Origin of the sequence: Vulcaniibacterium tengchongense (assembly GCF_003814555.1) — a bacterium.
Taxonomy (GTDB): domain Bacteria; phylum Pseudomonadota; class Gammaproteobacteria; order Xanthomonadales; family Xanthomonadaceae; genus Vulcaniibacterium; species Vulcaniibacterium tengchongense.
The window spans coordinates 313,569-333,906 of the sequence record NZ_RKQN01000002.1 but is presented as its reverse complement, the minus strand read 5'-3'; the positions used below and the strand labels follow the sequence as shown (position 1 = coordinate 333,906).

Annotated in this window: 19 protein-coding genes; 16 read left to right on the top strand and 3 right to left on the bottom strand. The window is 72.8% G+C overall.

Annotated features, from left to right (window positions below):
• The first annotated feature begins 5 nt into the window (after window positions 1–5).
• Window positions 6–770 (top strand): bifunctional demethylmenaquinone methyltransferase/2-methoxy-6-polyprenyl-1,4-benzoquinol methylase UbiE, encoded by a 765-nt coding sequence (gene ubiE / locus EDC50_RS07925; RefSeq protein WP_123769948.1) that lies wholly within the window; start codon window positions 6–8, stop codon window positions 768–770.
• A 119-nt stretch (window positions 771–889) separates the two neighbouring features.
• Here the strand turns inward: ubiE and EDC50_RS07920 are convergent, their stop codons facing one another.
• On the bottom strand, window positions 890–1,225 hold the full coding sequence (locus EDC50_RS07920) for a DMT family transporter (protein WP_123769947.1): 336 nt from the start codon (window positions 1,223–1,225) through the stop codon (window positions 890–892).
• A 5-nt stretch (window positions 1,226–1,230) separates the two neighbouring features.
• Window positions 1,231–1,971, bottom strand: a complete 741-nt coding sequence (locus EDC50_RS07915) for an SDR family NAD(P)-dependent oxidoreductase (RefSeq protein WP_123769946.1) — start codon at window positions 1,969–1,971, stop codon at window positions 1,231–1,233.
• Window positions 1,972–2,254: 283 nt separating this feature from the next.
• On the opposite strand from EDC50_RS07915, the gene EDC50_RS07910 reads away from it, so the two are divergent.
• From EDC50_RS07910 to EDC50_RS07900, 3 genes are all read left to right on the top strand, one after another.
• Window positions 2,255–4,192, top strand: coding sequence for a M1 family metallopeptidase (locus EDC50_RS07910; protein ID WP_123769945.1), 1,938 nt, complete (start codon window positions 2,255–2,257; stop codon window positions 4,190–4,192).
• 151 nt (window positions 4,193–4,343) lie between these two features.
• Window positions 4,344–5,084 carry a hypothetical protein gene (locus tag EDC50_RS07905; RefSeq protein WP_123769944.1) on the top strand — a complete coding sequence of 247 codons (741 nt, stop codon included), beginning with the start codon at window positions 4,344–4,346 and terminating at the stop codon, window positions 5,082–5,084.
• 124 nt (window positions 5,085–5,208) lie between these two features.
• Window positions 5,209–5,676 (top strand): aminoacyl-tRNA deacylase, encoded by a 468-nt coding sequence (locus tag EDC50_RS07900; RefSeq protein ID WP_123769943.1) that lies wholly within the window; start codon window positions 5,209–5,211, stop codon window positions 5,674–5,676.
• Between the two features lie 95 nt (window positions 5,677–5,771).
• Here the strand turns inward: EDC50_RS07900 and EDC50_RS07895 are convergent, their stop codons facing one another.
• Window positions 5,772–6,707: a carbohydrate kinase family protein gene (locus EDC50_RS07895; protein WP_123769942.1), complete on the bottom strand. Its 936-nt coding sequence runs from the start codon at window positions 6,705–6,707 to the stop codon at window positions 5,772–5,774.
• A gap of 278 nt (window positions 6,708–6,985) precedes the next feature.
• Here EDC50_RS07895 and EDC50_RS07890 point away from each other — a divergent pair, with 278 nt between their 5' ends.
• From EDC50_RS07890 to lipA, 12 genes are all read left to right on the top strand, one after another.
• Window positions 6,986–8,032 (top strand): rod shape-determining protein, encoded by a 1,047-nt coding sequence (locus EDC50_RS07890; RefSeq protein WP_123769941.1) that lies wholly within the window; start codon window positions 6,986–6,988, stop codon window positions 8,030–8,032.
• Between the two features lie 187 nt (window positions 8,033–8,219).
• Complete coding sequence (mreC, locus tag EDC50_RS07885) at window positions 8,220–9,278, top strand: rod shape-determining protein MreC (protein WP_123769940.1); 1,059 nt, start codon at window positions 8,220–8,222, stop codon at window positions 9,276–9,278.
• Window positions 9,275–9,760, top strand: a complete 486-nt coding sequence (gene mreD, locus EDC50_RS07880) for a rod shape-determining protein MreD (protein WP_123769939.1) — start codon at window positions 9,275–9,277, stop codon at window positions 9,758–9,760. Before mreC ends, mreD begins: the two co-directional genes overlap by 4 nt.
• A gap of 1 nt (window position 9,761) precedes the next feature.
• Entirely contained in the window at window positions 9,762–11,813 is a 2,052-nt protein-coding gene (gene mrdA / locus EDC50_RS07875) for a penicillin-binding protein 2 (protein ID WP_123769938.1), read from the top strand.
• Window positions 11,810–12,922: a rod shape-determining protein RodA gene (gene rodA / locus EDC50_RS07870; protein WP_123769937.1), complete on the top strand. Its 1,113-nt coding sequence runs from the start codon at window positions 11,810–11,812 to the stop codon at window positions 12,920–12,922. Before mrdA ends, rodA begins: the two co-directional genes overlap by 4 nt.
• A 193-nt stretch (window positions 12,923–13,115) precedes the next feature.
• On the top strand, window positions 13,116–14,321 hold the full coding sequence (gene mltB / locus EDC50_RS07865) for a lytic murein transglycosylase B (RefSeq protein ID WP_123769936.1): 1,206 nt from the start codon (window positions 13,116–13,118) through the stop codon (window positions 14,319–14,321).
• Window positions 14,318–15,604 (top strand): septal ring lytic transglycosylase RlpA family protein, encoded by a 1,287-nt coding sequence (locus EDC50_RS07860; protein ID WP_123769935.1) that lies wholly within the window; start codon window positions 14,318–14,320, stop codon window positions 15,602–15,604. Before mltB ends, EDC50_RS07860 begins: the two co-directional genes overlap by 4 nt.
• Window positions 15,605–15,664: 60 nt before the next feature.
• Window positions 15,665–16,861 (top strand): D-alanyl-D-alanine carboxypeptidase family protein, encoded by a 1,197-nt coding sequence (locus EDC50_RS07855; RefSeq protein ID WP_123769934.1) that lies wholly within the window; start codon window positions 15,665–15,667, stop codon window positions 16,859–16,861.
• Between the two features lie 131 nt (window positions 16,862–16,992).
• Window positions 16,993–17,988 (top strand): CsgG/HfaB family protein, encoded by a 996-nt coding sequence (locus EDC50_RS07850; protein WP_123769933.1) that lies wholly within the window; start codon window positions 16,993–16,995, stop codon window positions 17,986–17,988.
• 218 nt (window positions 17,989–18,206) lie between these two features.
• Window positions 18,207–18,485, top strand: coding sequence for a DUF493 family protein (locus tag EDC50_RS07845; RefSeq protein WP_123769932.1), 279 nt, complete (start codon window positions 18,207–18,209; stop codon window positions 18,483–18,485).
• Window positions 18,486–18,487: 2 nt separating this feature from the next.
• Window positions 18,488–19,183: a lipoyl(octanoyl) transferase LipB gene (lipB, locus tag EDC50_RS07840; protein WP_199742069.1), complete on the top strand. Its 696-nt coding sequence runs from the start codon at window positions 18,488–18,490 to the stop codon at window positions 19,181–19,183.
• A gap of 78 nt (window positions 19,184–19,261) precedes the next feature.
• Entirely contained in the window at window positions 19,262–20,272 is a 1,011-nt protein-coding gene (gene lipA, locus EDC50_RS07835) for a lipoyl synthase (protein ID WP_123769930.1), read from the top strand.
• Window positions 20,273–20,338: the final 66 nt, after the last annotated feature.

The window sequence follows — 20,338 nt, the reverse complement described above, 5'->3', positions numbered from 1 at the left end:
CCGCCATGAACGAGTCCAGCGATCCCAAGTCCGGCACCACCCACTTCGGCTTCCGCGACGTGCCCGTGGCGGAGAAGCAGAAGCTGGTCGGCCAGGTGTTCACCTCGGTCGCGGCCAAGTACGACCTGATGAACGACCTGATGTCGCTGGGCATCCACCGGGTCTGGAAGCGCTACTTCGTCGCCACCTGCCAGGCCAGGCCGGGCGACCGCGTGCTCGATCTGGCCGGCGGCACCGGCGACATCGCCCTGCTGCTGCACGAACGCGTCGGCCGCACCGGCAGCATCGTGCTGGGCGACATCAACGGCGCGATGCTGCGGGTCGGGCGCGACCGCCTGACCGACCAGGGCAAGGTCGCCGGCTTCGAGTACGTGCAGCTCAATGCCGAGAAGCTGCCGTTCCCGGACGCCAGCTTCGACCTGGTGACGATCGCCTTCGGCCTGCGCAACGTCACCGACAAGGACGCCGCGCTGCGCGAGATGCGGCGCGTGCTCAAGGTCGGCGGCCAGGCGCGGGTGCTGGAGTTCTCGGAAGTGAAGCCGGAGTGGTTCCGGCCGCTGTACGACTTCCACTCGTTCCAGGTGCTGCCGCGCCTGGGCCGGCTGTTCGCCGGCGATGCCGACAGCTACCGCTACCTCGCCGAGAGCATCCGCAAGCATCCGCCGCAGGACGAGCTCAAGGCGATGATGCAGGCGGCCGGGTTCGAGCGCTGCGGCTATCGCAACCTCTCGGCCGGGATCGTCGCGATCCACACCGGCTACAAGGTCTGAGCCGGCTTGCGGCAACGCCCCTCTCCCGCGCCAGGCACGACACGGCGCCGGCTCCCGCATGCGGGGGGGGGCCGGGCCCCGCGGGCGGGAGAGGGGCCGGGGCGAGGGCAGGCGGCCGGCTAGCGCCCGATCAGCTTCAGCCCCACCACGCCGGCCACGATCAAGCCCAGGCACAGCAGCCGCGGTGCGGTCGCCGCTTCGCCGAGCGCGGCGATCCCGGCCACGGCGACCCCGACCGTGCCGATGCCGACCCAGACCGCGTACGCGGTGCCGACCGGCAGCCAGCGCAGCGCCAGGGTCAGCATGGCGAAGCTGACCCCCGCGGCGGCGATGCCGATCGCGCTCGGCAGCAGGCGGGTGAAGCCTTCGCTCTGCTTGAGCGCGATCGCCCACACCACTTCGAGCAGGCCGGCGCCGAGCAGCAGCGCCCACGCCCAGGCGGCCTCGCGCGGCATGGCGCTCAGGCCGAGAAGCCGCCGTCGACCGACAGCACCGCGCCGGTGACGTAGCGGCCGCCGGGGCCGGCCAGGTGCGCGACCATCGCCGCGACGTCCTCCGGCTCGCCGTAGCGGCCCAGCGGCAGGCCGCGGCGCTGGTGCTCGGCGCCTTCGCCGTCGGCCGGGTTCATGTCGGTGTCGATCGGCCCGGGCTGGACCACGTTGGCGGTGATGCCGCGCGGCCCGAGGTCCTGCGCCAGGCCCTTGCTCAGCCCGACCACCGCGAACTTGCTCAGCGCGTACAGCGTCATGCCCGGCGCGCCGACGCGCTCGCCCAGGCAGCTGCCGATGGTGATGATGCGGCCGCCCTCGCGCAGGTGCCTCGACGCGGCCTGCGCGGCGACGAACGGCGCCTGCACGTTGATCGCGATCATGCGTTCGAAGTCCCCGCGGCCGACGTCCTCGTACGGGCCGTAGGCGAAGATGCCGGCATTGTTGACCAGGATGTCGAGGCGGCCCAGCTCGGCCACCGTGCGCTCGACCGCGGCGGCGACCGCGTCCGGATCGGCGCTGTCGGCGCGCAGCGCCAGGCCGCGGCGGCCGTGCGCCTGGACGGCGGCAGCGACCCGCTGCGCCTGGGCCTCGGAATTGACGTAGGTGAGGGCGACGTCGGCGCCGTCCTCGGCGAGCTTGCGCGCGATCGCGGCGCCGATGCCGCGGCTGCCACCGGTGACGAGTGCGACTTTTCCTGCGAGCGGTTGCATGGGACGTCCTTCGGAGGGGAGAGGCCATGCAGGCTAGGGATGCGCGCACCGCCGCAACAGCCGGGCGGCGCGGAAAGCATCGTTGCGGTTCCTCGATCCCGCAAAGCTGTGTTGCGGCCATGCCGCCAAGCGCGCGGCGGCCGGCCCCGCGCGAGGCCCGCGCGCGCCACGACGTTGCCGATCCGGTCCGTTCGCCGGCGCCGCGGCCGGGCGTTCCGGCCCATGTCCGCGCCGGGGCGGGGGCGCTACACTCGGCCGCTTACCGATCATCGTGGATTCCGCAATGCGCTACTCGATCCTGTCGCTCTGCCTTGCCGTCGCCGTCGCCGCCGGTTGCGACGGTGCCCCGCCGGCGCACGACACTCCCCGGGATGCCGCCATGGCCGCCGCCGAACAGCAAGCCGTCGCCGAAGTCGACGAATACTCCTACGCCGAACCCGACCAGGTCCGCATCGACGATCTCGCGCTGGATCTGAAGGTCGACTTCGACAACAGGCAGCTCGCCGGCAGCGCCACCTACACCCTCGACTGGGCCGACCCGAAGGCGAACCGGCTGGTGCTCGACACCCGCGACCTGAGCATCGAGAAGGTGGTCGGCGAGCGCGCCGACGGCAAGTGGGAAGACCTGAAGTTCAGCCTGGCGCCGAAGGACAAGGTGCTGGGCAGCAAGCTGACGATCGAGGCGCCGCAGCGCAACCCGCGCATCCGCGTGACCTACGCGACCTCGCCGGAGGCCTCCGGCCTGCAGTGGCTGACCCCGGAGATGACCCAGGGCAAGAAGACGCCGTTCATGTTCAGCCAGTCGCAGCAGATCCACGCCCGCTCGTGGGTGCCGCTGCAGGACACGCCGCGGGTGCGCTTCACCTACACCGCGCACGTGACCGCGCCGGGCGACGCGATGGTGCTGATGAGCGCCGACAACGACCCGAACGCGGCGCGCGACGGCGACTACAGCTTCAAGATGCCGCAGAAGATCCCGTCCTACCTGCTCGCGATCGCCGCCGGCGACCTGGTGTTCCAGCCGATCAGCCCGCGCGCCGGCGTGTGGGCGGAACCGGCGACGGTCGGCAAGGCGGCCAAGGAGTTCGAGGACACCGAGAAGATGATGCGGACCGCCGAGCGCCTGTACGGCCCGTATCGCTGGGAGCGCTACGATATCCTGGTGCTGCCGCCGTCGTTCCCGTACGGCGGCATGGAGAACCCGCGCCTGACCTTCGCCACGCCCACGGTGATCGTCGGCGACAAGTCGCTGGTGTCGCTGGTCGCGCACGAGCTGGCGCACAGCTGGTCCGGCAACCTGGTCACCTTCTCCACGCCGAAGGACGGCTGGCTCAACGAGGGCTTCACCAGCTACGTCGAGAACCGCATCGTCGAGGACCTGTACGGCAAGGAACTGGCCGACATGGAGAAGGTGATCGCCCGCAACGAGCTGGCCGAGGAATACAAGCAGATCGATCCGAAGCTGCAGGTGCTGGCGCTGCGCCCGGGCACCCTGGCCGACCCCGACGGCGCCAGCAGCGCGACCGTCTACACCAAGGGCGCGTGGTTCCTGCAGTTCCTCGAGGAGCGCTTCGGCCGCGACGCCTTCGATCCGTTCCTGAAGGGCTACTTCGACCACTTCGCGTTCCAGTCGATCCCGACCACGAAGTTCATCGAGTACGCCAAGGCCAACCTGCTGGCCAAGTACCCGGGCAAGGTCAGCGAGGCCGAGCTGGACGAATGGATCTACCAGCCCGGCATTCCCGCCAGCGCGCCGAAGACGGCCTCGCCGCGGTTCGACGCGGTCGACGCCGCGCGCAAGGCCTGGCTCGACGGCGGCGCGCTGCCCGAGGCGGCGCAGACCGCGAAGTGGAGCACGCAGGAGTGGGTGCACTTCATCGAAGGCATGCCGGAGACGCTGCCGGCCGACCGGCTCGCCGCGCTCGACGCCGCCTACCAGTTCACCGGCACGCCCAACGGCGAGATCGCGCAGCGCTGGTACCCGCTCGCGATCCGCAACGGCTACGCCCAGGCCAACGCCGCCGCGGCCGAGTTCATCACCCGCGTCGGCCGGCGCAAGCTGATCATGCCGACCTACAATGCGCTGGTGAAGACGCCGGACGGCCTGAAGCTGGCCGAGGCCACCTTCGCCCAGGCGCGGCCGGGCTACCACCCGATCACCAGCGCCTCGGTCGAGGAGACGATCGCGAAGGCGAAGCAGGGCGCGCCGTCCACCCCATGACCGGCCGGCGCCGTGGTCCCGCGCGGGCGGGGCCCCGGCGCTCCCGGATCGTCCGAACGCGGCGCCCCCGGCCGCGACCGCGAAGTCGCCGCAGCGCGGCCCGCGGCGCCGCGAGGCCGGGCGGTCTTCAGATCGAGCGAGGCTTGCGACGATGGACAAACCGACGCTGTTGCTCGTGGCGACGCTGGCCCTGGCGGCCTGCGGCCCGCGCGAGGACCCGCAGGCCGCGGCGGCCGCGCAGGCCCGGGCCGAGGCCCAGGCCGCCGAGGAGATGGCGCGCGCGTTCGAGGCCGAGTACGCCAAGGGCAACTGGCAGCTCGCCCGCGCCCACGGCGACATCCTGTTCTCGAAGCATCCGGGCAGCGCCGCGGCCGCGCGGATCGAGGCGCCCTACCGCGAGGCCAGGGCCAAGGCCGAGCGCGCCCGCGAGGAACAGCGCCTGGCGGCGCTGTGGACCTACCAGACCCAGCCTTTGCCCCGGGGCCAGCAGGTCACCGCCTCGCTGTACGCCAAGGAGCGGGTCGACGTCGACGGCAGCGGCCCGCGCCCGGTGCAGCTGATCTTCCGCGACCATCCCGAGTGGGGCCGCAGCAGCTACCTGGTGCTGGAGGCCGGCGACTTCGACTGCTATGGCGGCTGCAAGGTGAAGGTGTCGGTGGACGGCGCGGCGCCGAAGCGGATGGACGCCAGCCGCCCGCGCACCGACCAGGCGATCGCGATGTTCGTCGAGGACGAACGCGCGCTGTGGCGGCTGGCCAAGGCCGCGCAGACCGTCGCCATCGAGTTCCCGGTCGAGGCCGGCGGCACCCGCACCGCGGTGTTCGAGGTCGGCGGGCTGGACCCGGCGCGAATGCCGGCGGCGTGGAACCGGGGGCGCTCGACGCCGCCGTAACGGCGGCGGAGCAGGCTGACGCTGCGGCGCGCGAGCGCCGCGACCCCGCGCGCGGCGGAAGCGCGCGCAACGTCGTGCGACCGGCGACGACGCAGGGAGCGCGCCGCGCCGGTGGAGGCCCGCCATGCTCGCGCCACGCCTGCACGCGCTGTTCGACCAGGAGCACGCGCCCTACGCGATCCTGGGCCACCCGCGCGCGCTCACCGCGCACGACACCGCGATGGCCGCGCGGATCGCGCCGGAGCTGTTCGCCAAGACGGTGATGATCAAGGCCGACGGCCGCCTGGCGATGCTGGTGATGCCGGCCGCCTACCGCGCCGACCTGCGCCGGTTGTCGCTCGCGCTCGGCGGCGCGGCCGTCGAACTGGCCGGGGAGAACGAGTTCCGCGACGCGTTCCCGGATTGCGAGGTCGGCGCGATGCCGCCGTTCGGCCATCTCTACGGCATGCCGGTGTACGTCGATTCGCGCCTGGCGCACCAGCCGCAGATCGCGTTCAACGCCGGCAACCACGACGAGGCGGTGCGGATGCCCTACGCCGAGTTCGAGCGCCTGGCGCAGCCGGAGCTGCTGTGGCTCGCGCACATGATGTGAGCGCGCCGCCGGGCGGCGGCCGGGCGAGGAGGAACGAGCAATGAGGAGCGAGAGAAGGCCGCTCGTTCCCTCGATCCGTTGCCCTTCGCCGGCGGCTAGCTCAGGGAATAGCCGAACTGCTGCTTGAACTGCTCGGCGAACTCGTCGAAGTCGAAGCGCTGGTTCTGCGTGCCGGGGTGCTCGACCTTCAGCGCGCCCATCAGGTTGCCCATGCGGCCGATGGTCAGCCAGTCGTAGCCCTTCTCGATGCCGAAGATCAGCCCGGCGCGGAACGCGTCGCCGCAGCCGGTCGGGTCGGTGACGCGGCGCTCGTGCGCGGGCGGGACGTCGTAGGTCTTCTCGCGGGTGTGGATCTGCGAGCCGTGCGGGCCGCGGGTGGTGATGTAGGCCTTCACCCGCTGCACGATGTCGTTCTCGCTCCAGCCGGTGCGTTCCTGCAGCAGGTTGGATTCGTAGTCGTTGACGGTGACGTAGTCGGCCAGCTCGATGAAGCGGCGCAGCTCCTCGCCGTTGAACAACGGCATCGCCTGGCCCGGGTCGAAGATGAAGGGGATGCCGGTCTCGGCGAACTCCTGCGCGTTCTGCAGCATGCCCTCGCGCCCGTCGGGGCTGACGATGCCGAAGCTCACGCCGGGCACGTCGCGCACGTGGTTCTCGAACGAGCGCATCATCGCGCCCGGGTGGAACGCGGTGATCTGGTTGTTGTCCAGGTCGGTGGTGATGAACGCCTGCGGGGTGAACAGCTCGTCGATCACCTTGACGTGGTCGAGCCGGATGCCCATCTGCTCGAAGTGCTCGCGGTACGGGCCGAAGTCGGAGCCCACGGTGGCCATCGGGACCGGATCGCCGCCGAGCAGCTTGAGGTTGTAGGCGATGTTGCCGGCGCAGCCGCCGAACTCGCGGCGCATCCGCGGCACCAGGAACGAGACGTTCAGGATGTGGACCTTGTCCGGCAGGATGTGGTTCTTGAACTGGTCCGGGAACACCATGATGGTGTCGTAGGCCAGCGAGCCGCAGATCAGCGCAGACATCAGTCGTATCACCCCGAATCGGTCAAAGAACGCCGCACGGCGACTGCCGCCGTGGGCCGGCATGGGCGCGCGAACGGCCATCGCGGCGGCCGCGCGGGCGCTAGGGTAGCCGCTGCCGGCCCCCCCGGCCAGCCGGACGCCGCCGCGGCGCCCCGCCGCGGGCCGACCCGCAGGGTCGGAAAGTGCCCGCCAGCGCAGGTTTTTTCCTTGCTGGCGGGGAGGCCGGTTGCTAGGCTAGCGAACCCCTCCGGCGCCCCTCTTTCACGGCCAATCCCCCGATGTTCAAGAAGTTTCGCGGCATGTTCTCCAACGACCTGTCCATCGACCTGGGCACGGCCAACACCCTCATCTACGTCCGCGGGCAGGGGATCGTCCTGAACGAGCCGTCGGTGGTCGCGGTGCGCCAGGACCGGCTGATCGGCGGCAACCGCTCGGTCGCGGCGGTGGGCGCGGAGGCCAAGCAGATGCTCGGCCGCACCCCGGGGCACATCACCACGATCCGGCCGATGAAGGACGGCGTCATCGCCGACTTCACCTACACCGAGGAGATGCTCAAGCACTTCATCCGCAAGGTGCACAAGAGCCGGTTCCTGCGCCCGAGCCCGCGGGTGCTGGTGTGCGTGCCCTGCGGCAGCACCCAGGTCGAGCGCCGCGCGATCAAGGAATCGGCCGAGGAGGCCGGCGCCCGCGAGGTCTACCTGATCGAGGAGCCGATGGCGGCGGCGATCGGCGCCGGCATGCCGGTCACCGAGGCGCGCGGCTCGATGGTGGTGGACATCGGCGGCGGCACCACCGAGGTGGCGGTGATCGCGCTGAACGGCATCGTCTATTCGGCCTCGGTGCGCATCGGCGGCGACCGCTTCGACGAGTCGATCATCAACTACGTGCGCCGCACCTACGGCACCCTGATCGGCGAGGCCACCGCCGAGCGGATCAAGCTGGAGATCGGCTGCGCCTACCCGCAGCAGAAGGCGGTGACCATCGAGGTCTCCGGCCGCAACCTCGCCGAGGGCGTGCCGAAGATGATCACGATCAACTCCAACGAGGTGCTGGAGGCGCTGCGCGAGCCGCTGGCCGGGATCGTCTCGGCGATCAAGCTGGCGCTGGAGCAGACCCCGCCGGAACTGTGCGCGGACGTGGCCGAGCGCGGCATCGTGCTGACCGGCGGCGGCGCGCTGCTGCGCGACCTGGACCGGCTGATCAGCGAGGAGACCGGCCTGCACGTGCAGGTCGCCGACGACCCGCTGACCTGCGTGGCCCGCGGCGGCGGCCGCGCGCTGGAGCTGGTCGACATGCACGGCAACGAGTTCTTCGCGCCGGAATAAGCCGCGCCCCGGGCGCGCCGCGCCGGTGCCGCAGGGCGCGGGACCGCGGCGGCGCCCGAACCGCGGGTGGCCGCGGCGCGCGGCGGTTTTTAATTCCCGCCGTTGGCGGCACAATGGCCCGGCTCGCGCCGCAGGTCCGCTCCGGCGCTCCCTCTCGCTTCCCGTCCCCCCTCACGCGCCCGCCCTCGTGCCGCCTTACGCCGGTCCTCCCGCAGCCGCTCGCGCCGACGTCGCCGGCACCTTGCGGCTGCTGGCCTATCTGGCGCTCGCGGTGGTGCTGATCGTGCTCGACCACCGCGGCGGCTGGCTGCGCCAGGCGCGGCAGCAGGCGACCCTGGCGGCGCAGCCGCTGTGGATGCTGGCCGGCGTGCCCGGCCGGCTGTTCGAACGCATCGGCGAGGACGCCGGCACCCTGGCCCGGCTCACCGAGGAGAACCGCCGCCTGCGCCGCGAGCTGCTGCTCAACCAGGCGCGGATGGCGCGGCTGCAGACCGTCGCCGCGGACAACGAGCGCCTGCGCGGCCTGCTCGACGCCGCCGGCCGCGGCCAGCTCGACGTGATGCTGGCGCCGATCCTCGACATCGACCTGGACCCGACCCGGCAGCGCCTGGTGCTCGACGCCGGCGGCCGCGACCGGGTGCGGGCGGGGCAGAGCGTGATCGACGCCGGCGGCCTGCTCGGCCAGATCATCGCGACCACGCCGATGTACGCCAACGTGCTGCTGATCACCGACCCCTCGCATGCGGTGCCGGTGGCGGTGGCGCGCACCGGCGTGCGGCTCACCGTGTACGGCGAGGGCCGCAGCGACCGCCTGCGCCTGGCCAGCGTGCCGCTGTCCAGCGACGTCAAGGTCGGCGACCTGCTGGTGACCTCGGGCATGGGCGGGCGCTTCCCGCCCGGCTTCCCGGTCGGCCGCATCGCCCGGTTGCAGCCGGACGACAGCCGCGCGTTCCTGGTCGGCGAGGTGACGCCGGCGGCGCAGCTCGACCGCGGCCGCGAGGTGCTGGTGCTGCTGTCGGTGCCGCATGCGGCGCCGGCCGCCGGCGCCTTCGGCCGGGAAGCACCGGCCGACGGCACCGCGCCGGCGGCGACGGCGCATCCGCCGGCGAACCCCGCGGCCGAGGCGTCCACCGGCGCGCCCGCCGCCGCTCCACCGGCGCCGGCCGGTGCCGCCCGCCCGCGCGCCGCCGCGGCAGCGCCCGCGCCTTCGCCGCCGCCGAACCGGCCCGCGGAGCCGCGCCGATGACCCGCCTGCGTCCGCAATGGGTGCTGCCGTTGAGCCTGCTGGCGGCGCTGCTGCTGAGCCTGCTGCCGCTGCCGCCGCTGCTGCAGCCGCTGCGCCCGTACTGGCTGGCCCTGGTGCTGGCGTATTGGGTGATCGAGGAACCGGACCGCGCCGGCCTCGGCTTCGCCTTCCTGCTCGGCCTGGCGGGCGATCTGGCCACCGGCAGCCTGTTCGGCGAGCAGGCCCTGCGCCTGGTGGTGATGACCTTCATCCTGCAGCGCTTCCGCGCGCGGCTGCGCTTCTTCCCGATGTCGCAGCAGGCGCTGGCGATCGGCGGCCTGCTGCTCAACGACCGCATCGTGGTCGCGGCGATCCACCTCGCGGTCGGCGAGCCGCTGCTGCCGGCGGCGTTCTGGCTGGCGCCGCTGACCGGGCTGCTGCTGTGGCCGCCGGTGTTCCTGGCCCTGGACACGCTGCGCCTGGGCGGCTGGCGGAGGCGCTGAGATGGGGCCGCGCCGCCGCGTCCTGAAGAACCCCGCCGCCGAGGCCGAGCAGTTCCGGCGCCGCTCGCTGCTGGCCTTCGCCGGGGTCGTGCTCGCGCTGGGCGGGCTGGCGTTCTGGTACTTCCGCCTGCAGGTCTGGCAGCACGACGACTACGCCACGCGCTCGGAAGCGAACCGGATCAAGCTGCGCCCGGTGGTGCCCGGGCGCGGGCTGATCTTCGACCGCAAGGGCCGGGTGCTGGCCGACAACGTGCCGGCCTACCGGATCGAGGTGACGCCGTTCGAGGCCGGCAAGACCGAGGCCTGGCTGCCGGCGCTGGCGAGGATCGTCGCGCTCAGCCCCGAGGACGTGGCGCGCTTCGAGGACGAGCGCCGCGCCACCCGCGGCTACAAGCCGATCCCGCTGAAGCTGCGCGTCAGCGAGGAGGAGGCGGCGCGCTTCGCGGTCGACCGCTGGCGCTTCCCCGGCGTCGAGCTGGTGCCGTACCTCAACCGCCGCTATCCCCATGCCGAGCTGTTCTCGCACGTGATCGGCTACGTCGGCCGGATCGACGCCGACGACCTCAAGACGCTGGGCGAGGGCAACGCCGCGCTGACCCACATCGGCAAGACCGGCCTGGAGCGCTACTACGAGGAGATCCTGCGCGGCCGGCTCGGCTACGAGCAGATCGAGACCAACGTCGACGGCCGGCCGATGCGCCGGGTCGGCCACGTGCCGGCCACGCCCGGCGCCGACCTGCGCCTGAGCGTGGACCTGGACCTGCAGCGGGCGATGGTCGCCGCGTTCGGCGACCTGGACGGCTCGGCGGTGGCGATGGACCCGCGCAGCGGCGAGATCCTCGGCATGGTCAGCCTGCCCGGCTACGACCCGAACCTGTTCGTGAACGGCATCTCCAACAAGGACTACCGCGCGCTGATGGACGACCCGTCGCGGCCGCTGTTCAACCGCAACGTGCTCGGCGGCGGCCCGCCGGGCTCGACGGTGAAGCCGCTGATCGCGCTGGCCGGCCTGGACAGCGGCCTGCGCAAGCCCGGGGACGCGGTGTACTCGACCGGCGAGTTCCGCATCCCGGGCCAGCGCCGCGGCTGGCGCGACTCCCACGGCGGCGCCGGCTGGACCGATCTGCGCAAGTCGATCGCGCAGTCGGTGAACTACTACTACTACAAGCTCGCCTACGACATGGGCATCGAGCGCTTCGACGCCTACATGCGCAAGTACGGCTTCGGCGAGCGCACCGGCATCGACCTGCTCGGCGAGAACCCGGGCGTGGTGCCGTCGCCGGAGTGGAAGGCCAAGCGCAGCCGCGAGCCGTGGTACGCGGGCGAGACCGTCAACGCCGGCATCGGCCAGGGCTACTGGATCGCCACCGCGCTGCAGCTGGTGCGCGCCACCGCGGCGATCGCCAACGGCGGCAAGCTGATGCGCCCGCACCTGGCCGCGGCGCGGCGCGACGGCTACGACGCGCCGTGGACGCCGTTGCCGCAGCCGGCGCCGCGGCCGATCACCGACCACCCCGAGCACCTGCGCGCGGTCCAGGACGCGATGCTGGCGACCGTGCACGGCGGCGGCACCGCGCGCGCGATCGGCCGCGGCGCGCCGTACCTGATCGCCGGCAAGACCGGCACCGCGCAGAAGATCAGCCGCAAGGGCAGCCAGAGCTTCGATCCGCATTCGCTGCCGTACCACCTGCGCCACCAGGCGCTGTTCGTCGGCTACGCGCCGGCCGACAATCCGAGCATCGCGCTCGCCGTCGTGGTCGAGCACGGCGGCTACGGCGGCAGCACCGCCGCGCCGATCGCGCGCAAGATCTTCGACGCCTGGCTTCTCGGCAAGATGCCCGAGCCGGAGGCCCCGGCGCTGCGCGCGTCCGCCGCCGGTGCGGCCGGCCCGGCGGCGGGCGGCCGCGACGCCGGTTCTGCGCCGCCGCCGCTTGCCGGCGCGGAACCGGGCGCCGGCGCGGCGGCATCGGGCCGGGCTGCGCCCGCGCCCGCCGCCGGCCTGCCGCCGGCCTCGCCACCGCCGGTCGCGGCCCCCGCGGAGCCCGCCCGATGAGCCTGATCCTGCGCTGGCTGCTCGACCTGCTGCTGCGCCTGGCGCGCACGCTCGACCTGCCGCTGCTCGGCGCGCTGCTGGCGCTGATGGGCATCGGCCTGGCGGTGCTGTACAGCGCCGCCGACCACGACGCCGGCCTGGTGCTGCGCCAGGGCGCGTTCTTCGTCGCCGGGCTGGGCGCGATGTGGCTGCTCTCGCGCCTGCCGCCGGCGCAGCTGCGCTACTGGACGCCGGTGGTGTTCGTCGCCGCGCTGGTGCCGTTGCTGCTGGTGCTGCTGATCGGCACCGGCAAGCACGGCCGGCACTGGCTCGACCTCGGCGTGGTCTACGTGCAGCCCGCCGAGCTGCTCAAGCTGGCGCTGCCGATGATGGTGGCCTGGTACCTGGACCGGCAGCGCCTGCCGCCGCGCTTGCGCCACGTGCTGATCGCCGGCGCGCTGATCGCCGCGCCGACCGGGCTGATCCTGCTGCAGCCGGATTTCGGCACGGCGATGCTGGTGGCGATCAGCGGCGCGTTCGTGCTGTACCTGGCCGGGCTGTCGTGGTGGTGGTTCGCGGCCGCGCTCGGCGGCGTCGCCGCGGCCGCGCCGGTGGCCTGGTTCTGGCTGCTCAAGCCGTACCAGAAGGACCGCATCCTGACCTTCCTCGACCCGGAGTCGGACCCGCTCGGCACCGGCTGGAACATCATCCAGAGCAAGATCGCGATCGGCGCCGGCGGGCTCACCGGCAAGGGCTGGGGCCAGGGCACGCAGTCGCACCTGAACTACCTGCCCGAGCACACCACCGACTTCATCTTCGCCGTGCTCAGCGAAGAGTTCGGCTGGGCCGGCGTGGCCACGGTGCTGGCGCTGTACCTGTTCGTGGTCGGGCGCTGCCTGTGGATCGCCAGCCAGGCGCGCGACGGCTATTCGCGCCTGCTGGCCGGCGCGCTGGGCCTGGCGCTGTGCGTGTACGTGGTGGTCAACGGCGGCATGATCGCGGGCCTGCTGCCGGTGGTCGGCGTGCCGATGCCGCTGCTGAGCTACGGCGGCACTTCGGCGGTGTCGCTGCTCGCCGGCCTCGGCGTGGTGATGGCGGTGCGCGCGCACCGGCCGATCTACGCGCGCTGACGCGGCCCGCGGCAGGGGCCGAGCCGCAGGCGGCCCAGCGAACCCGGGGCGATGCCTCTCGCGCCTCGGCGGCGGCGGCGCGTCCGGCCCGGCCGTCGCATCGCGCATGGCCGCCGCGACGAAGCTGACTCGCATCCGAGCGATCGCCCGCGCGCGGTTCTGGCGCGCGAATCCGCGTGCTAACCTCGCCGCGATGAGCCGACGCCTCCTTGCCCGCAGCGCCGCGTCCGGCGCGGTCCCGATCGTGCCGACCGCCGTGCTGACGGCCGCGTTCGCCGCCGTCCTCGCCGGTTGCGCCACCCCGGCCGCGCCGCCGCCCGCGGCGGCCACGCCGGCGCCGCCACCGGCCGCACCGGCGCCTGCGGTCGCGCCGCCGCCGGTGCCGGGCACGCCGGCGCTGCCGGAGCCGGTGGTGCCGATGCCGCTGGAGCAGGCGCGCGCCGCGTTCGTGCGCGACACCGCCGCGCAATACGGGCTCGACCCGGCCTACATCGAATCGGTGCTTGCGCGCGCGCAGATCCGCGACAGCATCGTCGCGGCGATGTCCCGCCCGGCCGAGGCCAAGCCGTGGCGCGACTACCGGCCGATCTTCATCACCCAGGCGCGCATCGACGGCGGCCGCGCGTTCCTCGCCGAGCACCGCGCGCGGCTCGCGCGCGCCGAGGCGCAGTACGGCGTGCCGGCGGAGGTGATCGTCGCGATCCTCGGCGTGGAGACCAGCTACGGCGCCAACACCGGCCGCTACCCGGTGCTCGATGCGCTGTACACGCTGGCCTTCGCCTATCCCCGCAGCGGCGACCCGGCCAAGGCCGACCGCGAGAACCGCCGCGAGGCGTTCTTCCGCGGCGAGCTCGGCCAGCTGTTCGCGCTCGGCAAGGAGGCCGGCCTGGACATCACCGCGCTCACCGGCAGCTACGCCGGGGCGATGGGCTGGGGCCAGTTCATGCCGTCGAGCTATCGCGAGTTCGCGGTCGACGGCGACGGCGACGGCAAGCGCGACCTGTTCGGCAACCTCGACGACGTGTTCGCCTCGGTCGCCAACTACTTCGTCAAGAAGGGCGGCTGGGTGCGCGGCGGGCCGGTGACGCTGCCGGCCGCTCGCGACCCGGGCGCGGCGGAGATCGCGCCGGAAGCGCTGGAGCCGGTCTACACCGTCGCCGACCTGCAGGCGCGCGGCTACCGGCCGCGCGGCGCGGTGGCGCCGGAGGAGCCGGCCACCCTGCTGACGCTCGACGGCGCGAACGGGCCGGAGTACTGGCTGGGCTTCCGCAACTTCTACGCGATCACCCGCTACAACATCTCCAAGCACTACGCGATGGCGGTGTACCAGCTGGCCGAAGCCATCGCCGGCCGCGCCGATCCGCTCGCGGCCGCGGCCGCGGAGCCGCCGCCGGCATGAGGGGCGCGCTCGCCGCCGCGGCGATCGCGATCGGGCTGAGCGCCTGCGCAGGCGCGCCGAAGAAGTCCGCCTCCGGGCCGGCCGCGGCCGGCGACGGCGGCAAGGTCGAGCGCGCGCCGCTGCCGGGCGGGCGCAAGAAGTCGCCGTACGCGCCGGCGCAGGAGGATCCGCGCACGCGCGGCGACTACACCGCCGGCGGCCTGTACAAGCCGGGCGTGCCCGACAGCCTGCCCGACCATGTCCCCGACGTCGACGCGATTCCCGAACCCGAGGTCGTGGCCGAGCCGCGCTCGCCGGTCGGCAACCGCCCGGTCTACACCGTGCTCGGCAAGACCTACCGCGTGCTCGACGACCCCAGCGGCTACGTCGAACGCGGCATCGCCTCCTACTACGGGCAGAAGTTCCACCGCCGCCGCACCTCGAACCTGGAGGTGTACGACATGTACGCGTTCACCGCCGCGCACAAGACGCTGCCGCTGCCGAGCTTCGCCCGCGTGACCAACCTCGACAACGGCAAGTCGGTGGTGGTGCGGGTCAACGACCGCGGGCCGTTCCACGACGGCCGCATCATCGACCTGAGCTACGCCGCGGCGGTCAAGCTCGGCATCCATCCGCACGGCACCGGGCGGGTCGAGGTGCGCGCGCTGACGCCGGACGACCCGTCGGCGCGCACCCGCATCGCCGCCGCGCCGGCGGCTAACGGGGCCAGCGCGATCGACAAGCTGGTCGCGGCGATGCCCGGCGCCGGCGGGCGGGCGGCGCAGGCCGGGGAGCCGGCGCGGGCCGCGCCGGCTCCGGCCCGCGGCGATGCGCACCGCTTCGACATGCTGCAGGACGGCAAGCCGATGAGCGCCGACGAGTTCGACGCCTGGATGAAGGCGCGCAAGCTCAGCATCGCCACTGGCAAGCCGGCGCAGCCGCCCGCCGCTAGGCTCGGCCGTTCCGAACCGCAGCGGCGCGCCGCGCAGGCGTCCTCCCCGGCCGCCGCCGCCGCGACGACCGCCGCTCCTGCGCCGGCGCCGGCGCCGGGCGCGCCCGCGGCGGACGGCGGCGCCGACGTGGTCCTGCAGGTCGCCAGCTTCGCCGCGCGCGCCAATGCCGATCGCGCCCTGGCGATGCTGCGCGAAGCGGGCATCGGCGAGGCGCGCCTGCTCGACGGCGCCGCCAACGGGCAGAAGATCTGGCGCTTGCGGGTCGGGCCGCTGCAGGCCGCGCGCGCGGCGGAACTCGCCGCGCGCATCGCCGGTCTGGGATTCGGCCAGCCGCAACGCGTGCGCGACTAGAATGCCTTCCTTTTCAGTGATCGGCCGGTCCGCGACCGGCCTGCCGGAGCAGTCGAACCAATGAAATCCCGTTTCGTCCTCGCCGCGATCGCCACGCTCGCGGTCGGTCTCGCCGTCGCCCAGACGCCCGCGCCGCAGCCGGCACGCCCCGCCGCCAGCGACGCGCTGCCGGTGCCGGCGCCGCCGAAGATCGTCGGCACCGCCTGGGTGCTGATGGACGTGGCCAGCGGCAACGTCCTCGCCGGCGAGAACTACGACCAGCCGGTCGAGCCGGCCAGCATCACCAAGGTGATGACCAGCTACGTGATCGCCGCGGAGATGGCCGCCGGCAAGATCAAGGAATCCGACCCGGTGATGATGACCGAGAACGCCTGGCGCAAGGGCGGCGCCGGCACCGACGGCAGCTACTCGGGGTTCGAGGTCAACAAGAGCGCGCCGCTGGTAGAGATGGAGAAGGGCATGGTGGTGCAGTCCGGCAACGACGCCGCGATCGCCCTGGCCGAGCACGTCGCCGGCAGCGAGCAGGCGTTCGCCCAGCTGATGAACGCCTACGCCAAGCGCATCGGCATGAAGGGCAGCCACTTCCTCAACGCCACCGGCCTGCCCGAGCCTGGCCACGTCACCACCGCGCACGACCTGGCCCTGCTCGGCCGCGCGCTGATCCGTGACTTCCCCAAGGCCTATTCGTACAACAAGATCAAGGAGTTCACCGTCGGCCCGATCACCCAGCGCAACCGCAACCTGCTGCTGTGGCGCGACCCCTCGGTCGACGGCATCAAGACCGGGCACACCTCGTCGGCGGGCTATTGCCTGATGGCCTCGGCGCAGCGCGGCGACCAGCGCCTGATCTCGGTGGTGATGGGCTCGAGCTCGGAGAAGCAGCGCGCCGACGACAGCCAGGCCCTGCTGAACTGGGGCTTCCGCTTCTTCGAGACCCACCGCCTGTACGACGCCGGCAAGGCCATCGCCCGGCAGAAGGTCTGGAAGGGCGCCGCCGACCAGGTCCAGCTCGGCCTGGCGCAGCCGCTGCTGGTGACCGTGCCGCGCGGCAAGTACCAGCAGCTGAAGCCGACGATGGACGTGCCCAAGACCCTGGTCGCGCCGATCGCCAAGGGCCAGAAGATCGGCACGGTCAAGGTCAGCCTCGGCGGCAAGGTCGTCGCCCAGCGCCCGCTGGTCGCGTTGAACGCGGTCGAGGAAGGCGGCTTCTTCAAGCGCCTGTGGGACGAGTTCTGGATGTGGTGGGAATCGGACTGAGGCGGGCCGCGGCCGCAATCGCGATCCGCTAGAATTCCCCCGGGGCGGCCGGCTAGGGGAGCCGGCTGCCCGGCACAGGGGGGGGCGTCACCGCGGCGCTCCACGGACGACACTTACAACAGGGAAACGTCATGAACCATTCCGTGTTCTCGGCCGCCGCCGCTTGCGTGCTCGGCGGCGCGATGGTCTTCGCCTCGGGGCCGGTCCAGGCGCAGCGCAAGAGCGCACAGGAGCTGCGTGCCGAGAAGGTCGCGCAGATCCCGGTCTGCGCCAGGAAGCTCGGCACCATCTCGGTGGTCGAGCCGGAGGACGCCACCGACTGGTGGACCGGCCAGCAATTGCCCGCGCCGTCCAAGCTGATCAAGGTCTTCGTCAACAAGTCGCGCTGCTTCACGCTGCTCGATCGCGGCGTGGGCATGGAGGCGGCGATGCGCGAACGCGAGCTCGCGTACGGGGGCGAGCTGCGCGGCCGTTCGAACGTCGGCAAGGGCCAGATCAAGGCGGCCGACTACGTGATGGTGCCGGACCTGATCGCGCGCAACAACGACGCGGGCGGCAACGGCGTGGGCGCGCTGATCGGCGGCCTGCTCGGCGGCAGCCGCGGCGCGGCGCTCGGCGGCGCCTTGAGCTTCCGCAAGAAGACGGCGGACGTGGTGCTGACGGTCACCGACGTGCGCTCGTCCGAGCAGGTGGCGATGGCGGAAGGCAACGCCACCAAGACCGACATCGGCTTCGGCGCCGGCGTCGGCCTGTTCGGCGGCAGCGGCCTGGGCGGCGCCGGCCTGGGCGGCTACGCCAACACCGAAATCGGCCAGGTCATCACCATGGCCTATCTGCAGGCGTACACCGACATCGTCGCGCAGCTCGGCGGCCTGCCGGAGGACGCCTCCGCGGCCAATGCCCAGCAGGCGGTGACGGTGATCAAGCCGGCGCGGCTGTTCACCACGCCCGCGGGCGCCAAGGTCGTGCGCTCGCTCGATGTCGGCATGATGCTCTACCCGACCGGCAACAAGCAGGACCTGATGTGGGAGGTCGAGGACGAGCTCGGCAACAAGGGCTGGGTCTCGTCCTCGCTGCTGGAGTTGTCCAAGCGCGATCCGCGCGACGAGCATCCGGCGGCGCAATAAGCCTCGCCGGGACGGGAGAAAGGCCGCCGCGCGTGGCCTTTCGCCGTTTTGGGGCCGGGCCGACTCGATCGGCCGTGCGGCGTGGCGCCGGCGCCGCCGAGGGGGCGATCCCGACCGGACCGGTTCGATCCGGCGGCCCCGCGACCGGGGCGCCGCAGGCAATGCAGCGTCCCGCCGCCGCCCTTGGGTTCGCGGGGGGGCGGGTCCATAATCCGGGCATGGAGATCAAATCCGACAACCCCGAGCACGGCTTCCAGTTCCCGGGCGTTTTCGAGCTCAGCGCGATGGGCGCGGCGGACAAGGCGCTCGAGACGGTGCTGCCGAACCTGCTGCTCGACGCCGGGATCGAACTGGTGCAGGAGTCGGTGACCTGGCGGTTGTCCAGCAGCGGCCGCTACGTCTCGGTGCGGCTCAGCTTCCGCGCCGGGAGCCGGGCGCAGTACGAGCGCGCGCACCAGCTGCTGCGCGACCACCCGGAAGTGAAATGGACGCTGTGAACATGCCGGCGGACGCCGCGGTTCCCGGTGGCGCGCCGGCGGCGCTGCCGCAGGCGGGCGCGCGCGTGGCGCGGCTGCGCGACCTCGGCCGGCGCCCTTACCCGCCGGTATGGCGGGCGATGCAGGCCTTCACCGACGCGCGCGACGCCGCCACGGCCGACGAGCTGTGGCTGGTCGAGCACGACCCGGTGTTCACCCTCGGCCAGGCCGGCAAGGACGAGCACGTGCTGATGCCGGGCGATATCCCGGTGCTGCACGTCGACCGCGGCGGGCAGGTCACCTACCACGGCCCCGGGCAGATCGTGCTGTATCCGCTGCTCGACCTGAAGCGGCTCGGGGTCGGGGTGAAGGAGTACGTGCACCGGATCGAGCAGGCGATGATCGACACCCTGGCCGACTGGAACATCCACGCCGAGCGCCGCGACGGCGCGCCCGGGGTGTACGTGAACGGGGCCAAGATCGGCGCGCTCGGCATCCGCGTGCGCCGCGGCTGCACCTTTCACGGCCTGGCGTTCAACGTGGCGATGGACCTGGAACCGTTCCGGCGCATCAACCCCTGCGGCTACGCCGGGATGGCGGTGACCGCGATGGTAGACTTGGGCGGCCCGTCCGGCCTGGACGCGGTCAAGCCGGTGCTGGTCGGCCATGTCGCCCGCCTGTTTGGCCTCGCCGTCGAGCCGGCGCCTTCCGATCTCTAGCCACGGATTCCGCGGCCGGGCGCACCGATCCTCCCTCCGTGTTCCTCCGCGGCGAGCCGCGGCCAAGACCCTCCCGCCATGAGCGATTCCGCCGCCAAGACCATCCCGCTCGCCGTCGTCGGCGACGCGCCCGCGCCGCTGCAGCCGGGCGCCAAGCAGCTCGGCGGCGACAAGATCGGCCGCTCGCCGGTGCAGTTCGCCGACGCCCCGGTGCTGCGCAAGCCCTCGTGGATCCGCGTGCGCCTGCCCGCGGACAACTCGGTGCAGCAGCTCAAGGCCAAGCTGCGCGCGAACCGCCTGGTCACGGTGTGCGAGGAGGCCAGCTGCCCGAACATCCACGAATGCTTCGGCCACGGCACCGCGACCTTCATGATCCTCGGCGAGGTCTGCACCCGCCGCTGCAGCTTCTGCGACGTCGCCCACGGCCGGCCCAAGCCGCCGGACCCGGAGGAGCCGCTGAACCTGGCGCGCACCGTCGCCGACATGGGCCTTCGCTACGTGGTGGTGACCAGCGTCGACCGCGACGACCTGCGCGACGGCGGCGCCCAGCACTTCGTCGACTGCATCGCCGCGATCCGCGGGCACAGCCCGCGCACCAAGATCGAGATCCTCACCCCGGATTTCCGCGGCAAGGGCCGGATGGAGCGCGCGCTGGAGATCCTGGCGACGAACCCGCCGGATGTGTTCAACCACAACATCGAGACCGTGCCGGCGCTGTACCGCAACGTGCGCCCGGGCGCGGACTACCAGTGGTCGCTGACCCTGCTGCGGAAGTTCAAGGCGCAGCACCCGGGCGTGCCGACCAAGTCCGGCATCATGCTCGGCCTGGGCGAGACCCTGGAGCAGGTGCAGGCGACCCTGCGCGACCTGCGCGCGCACGACGTCGACATGGTCACCATCGGCCAGTACCTGCAGCCGACCGCGCACCACCACCCGGTGCTGCGCTACTGGACGCCCGACGAGTTCAAGGCGCTGGAGGCCTACGGCTACGAGCTGGGCTTCGGCCACGTCGCCTCGGGCCCGCTGGTGCGCTCGTCCTACCACGCCGATCGCTCGGCGATGGAAGCGGGCGTGGCCGCCGGCGCCTGAGCGCGTTGCGCTCACGCGCCTTCGACCGCGGGCCGGCGAGGCTAACGCCGGGCTAACCCGAACCTT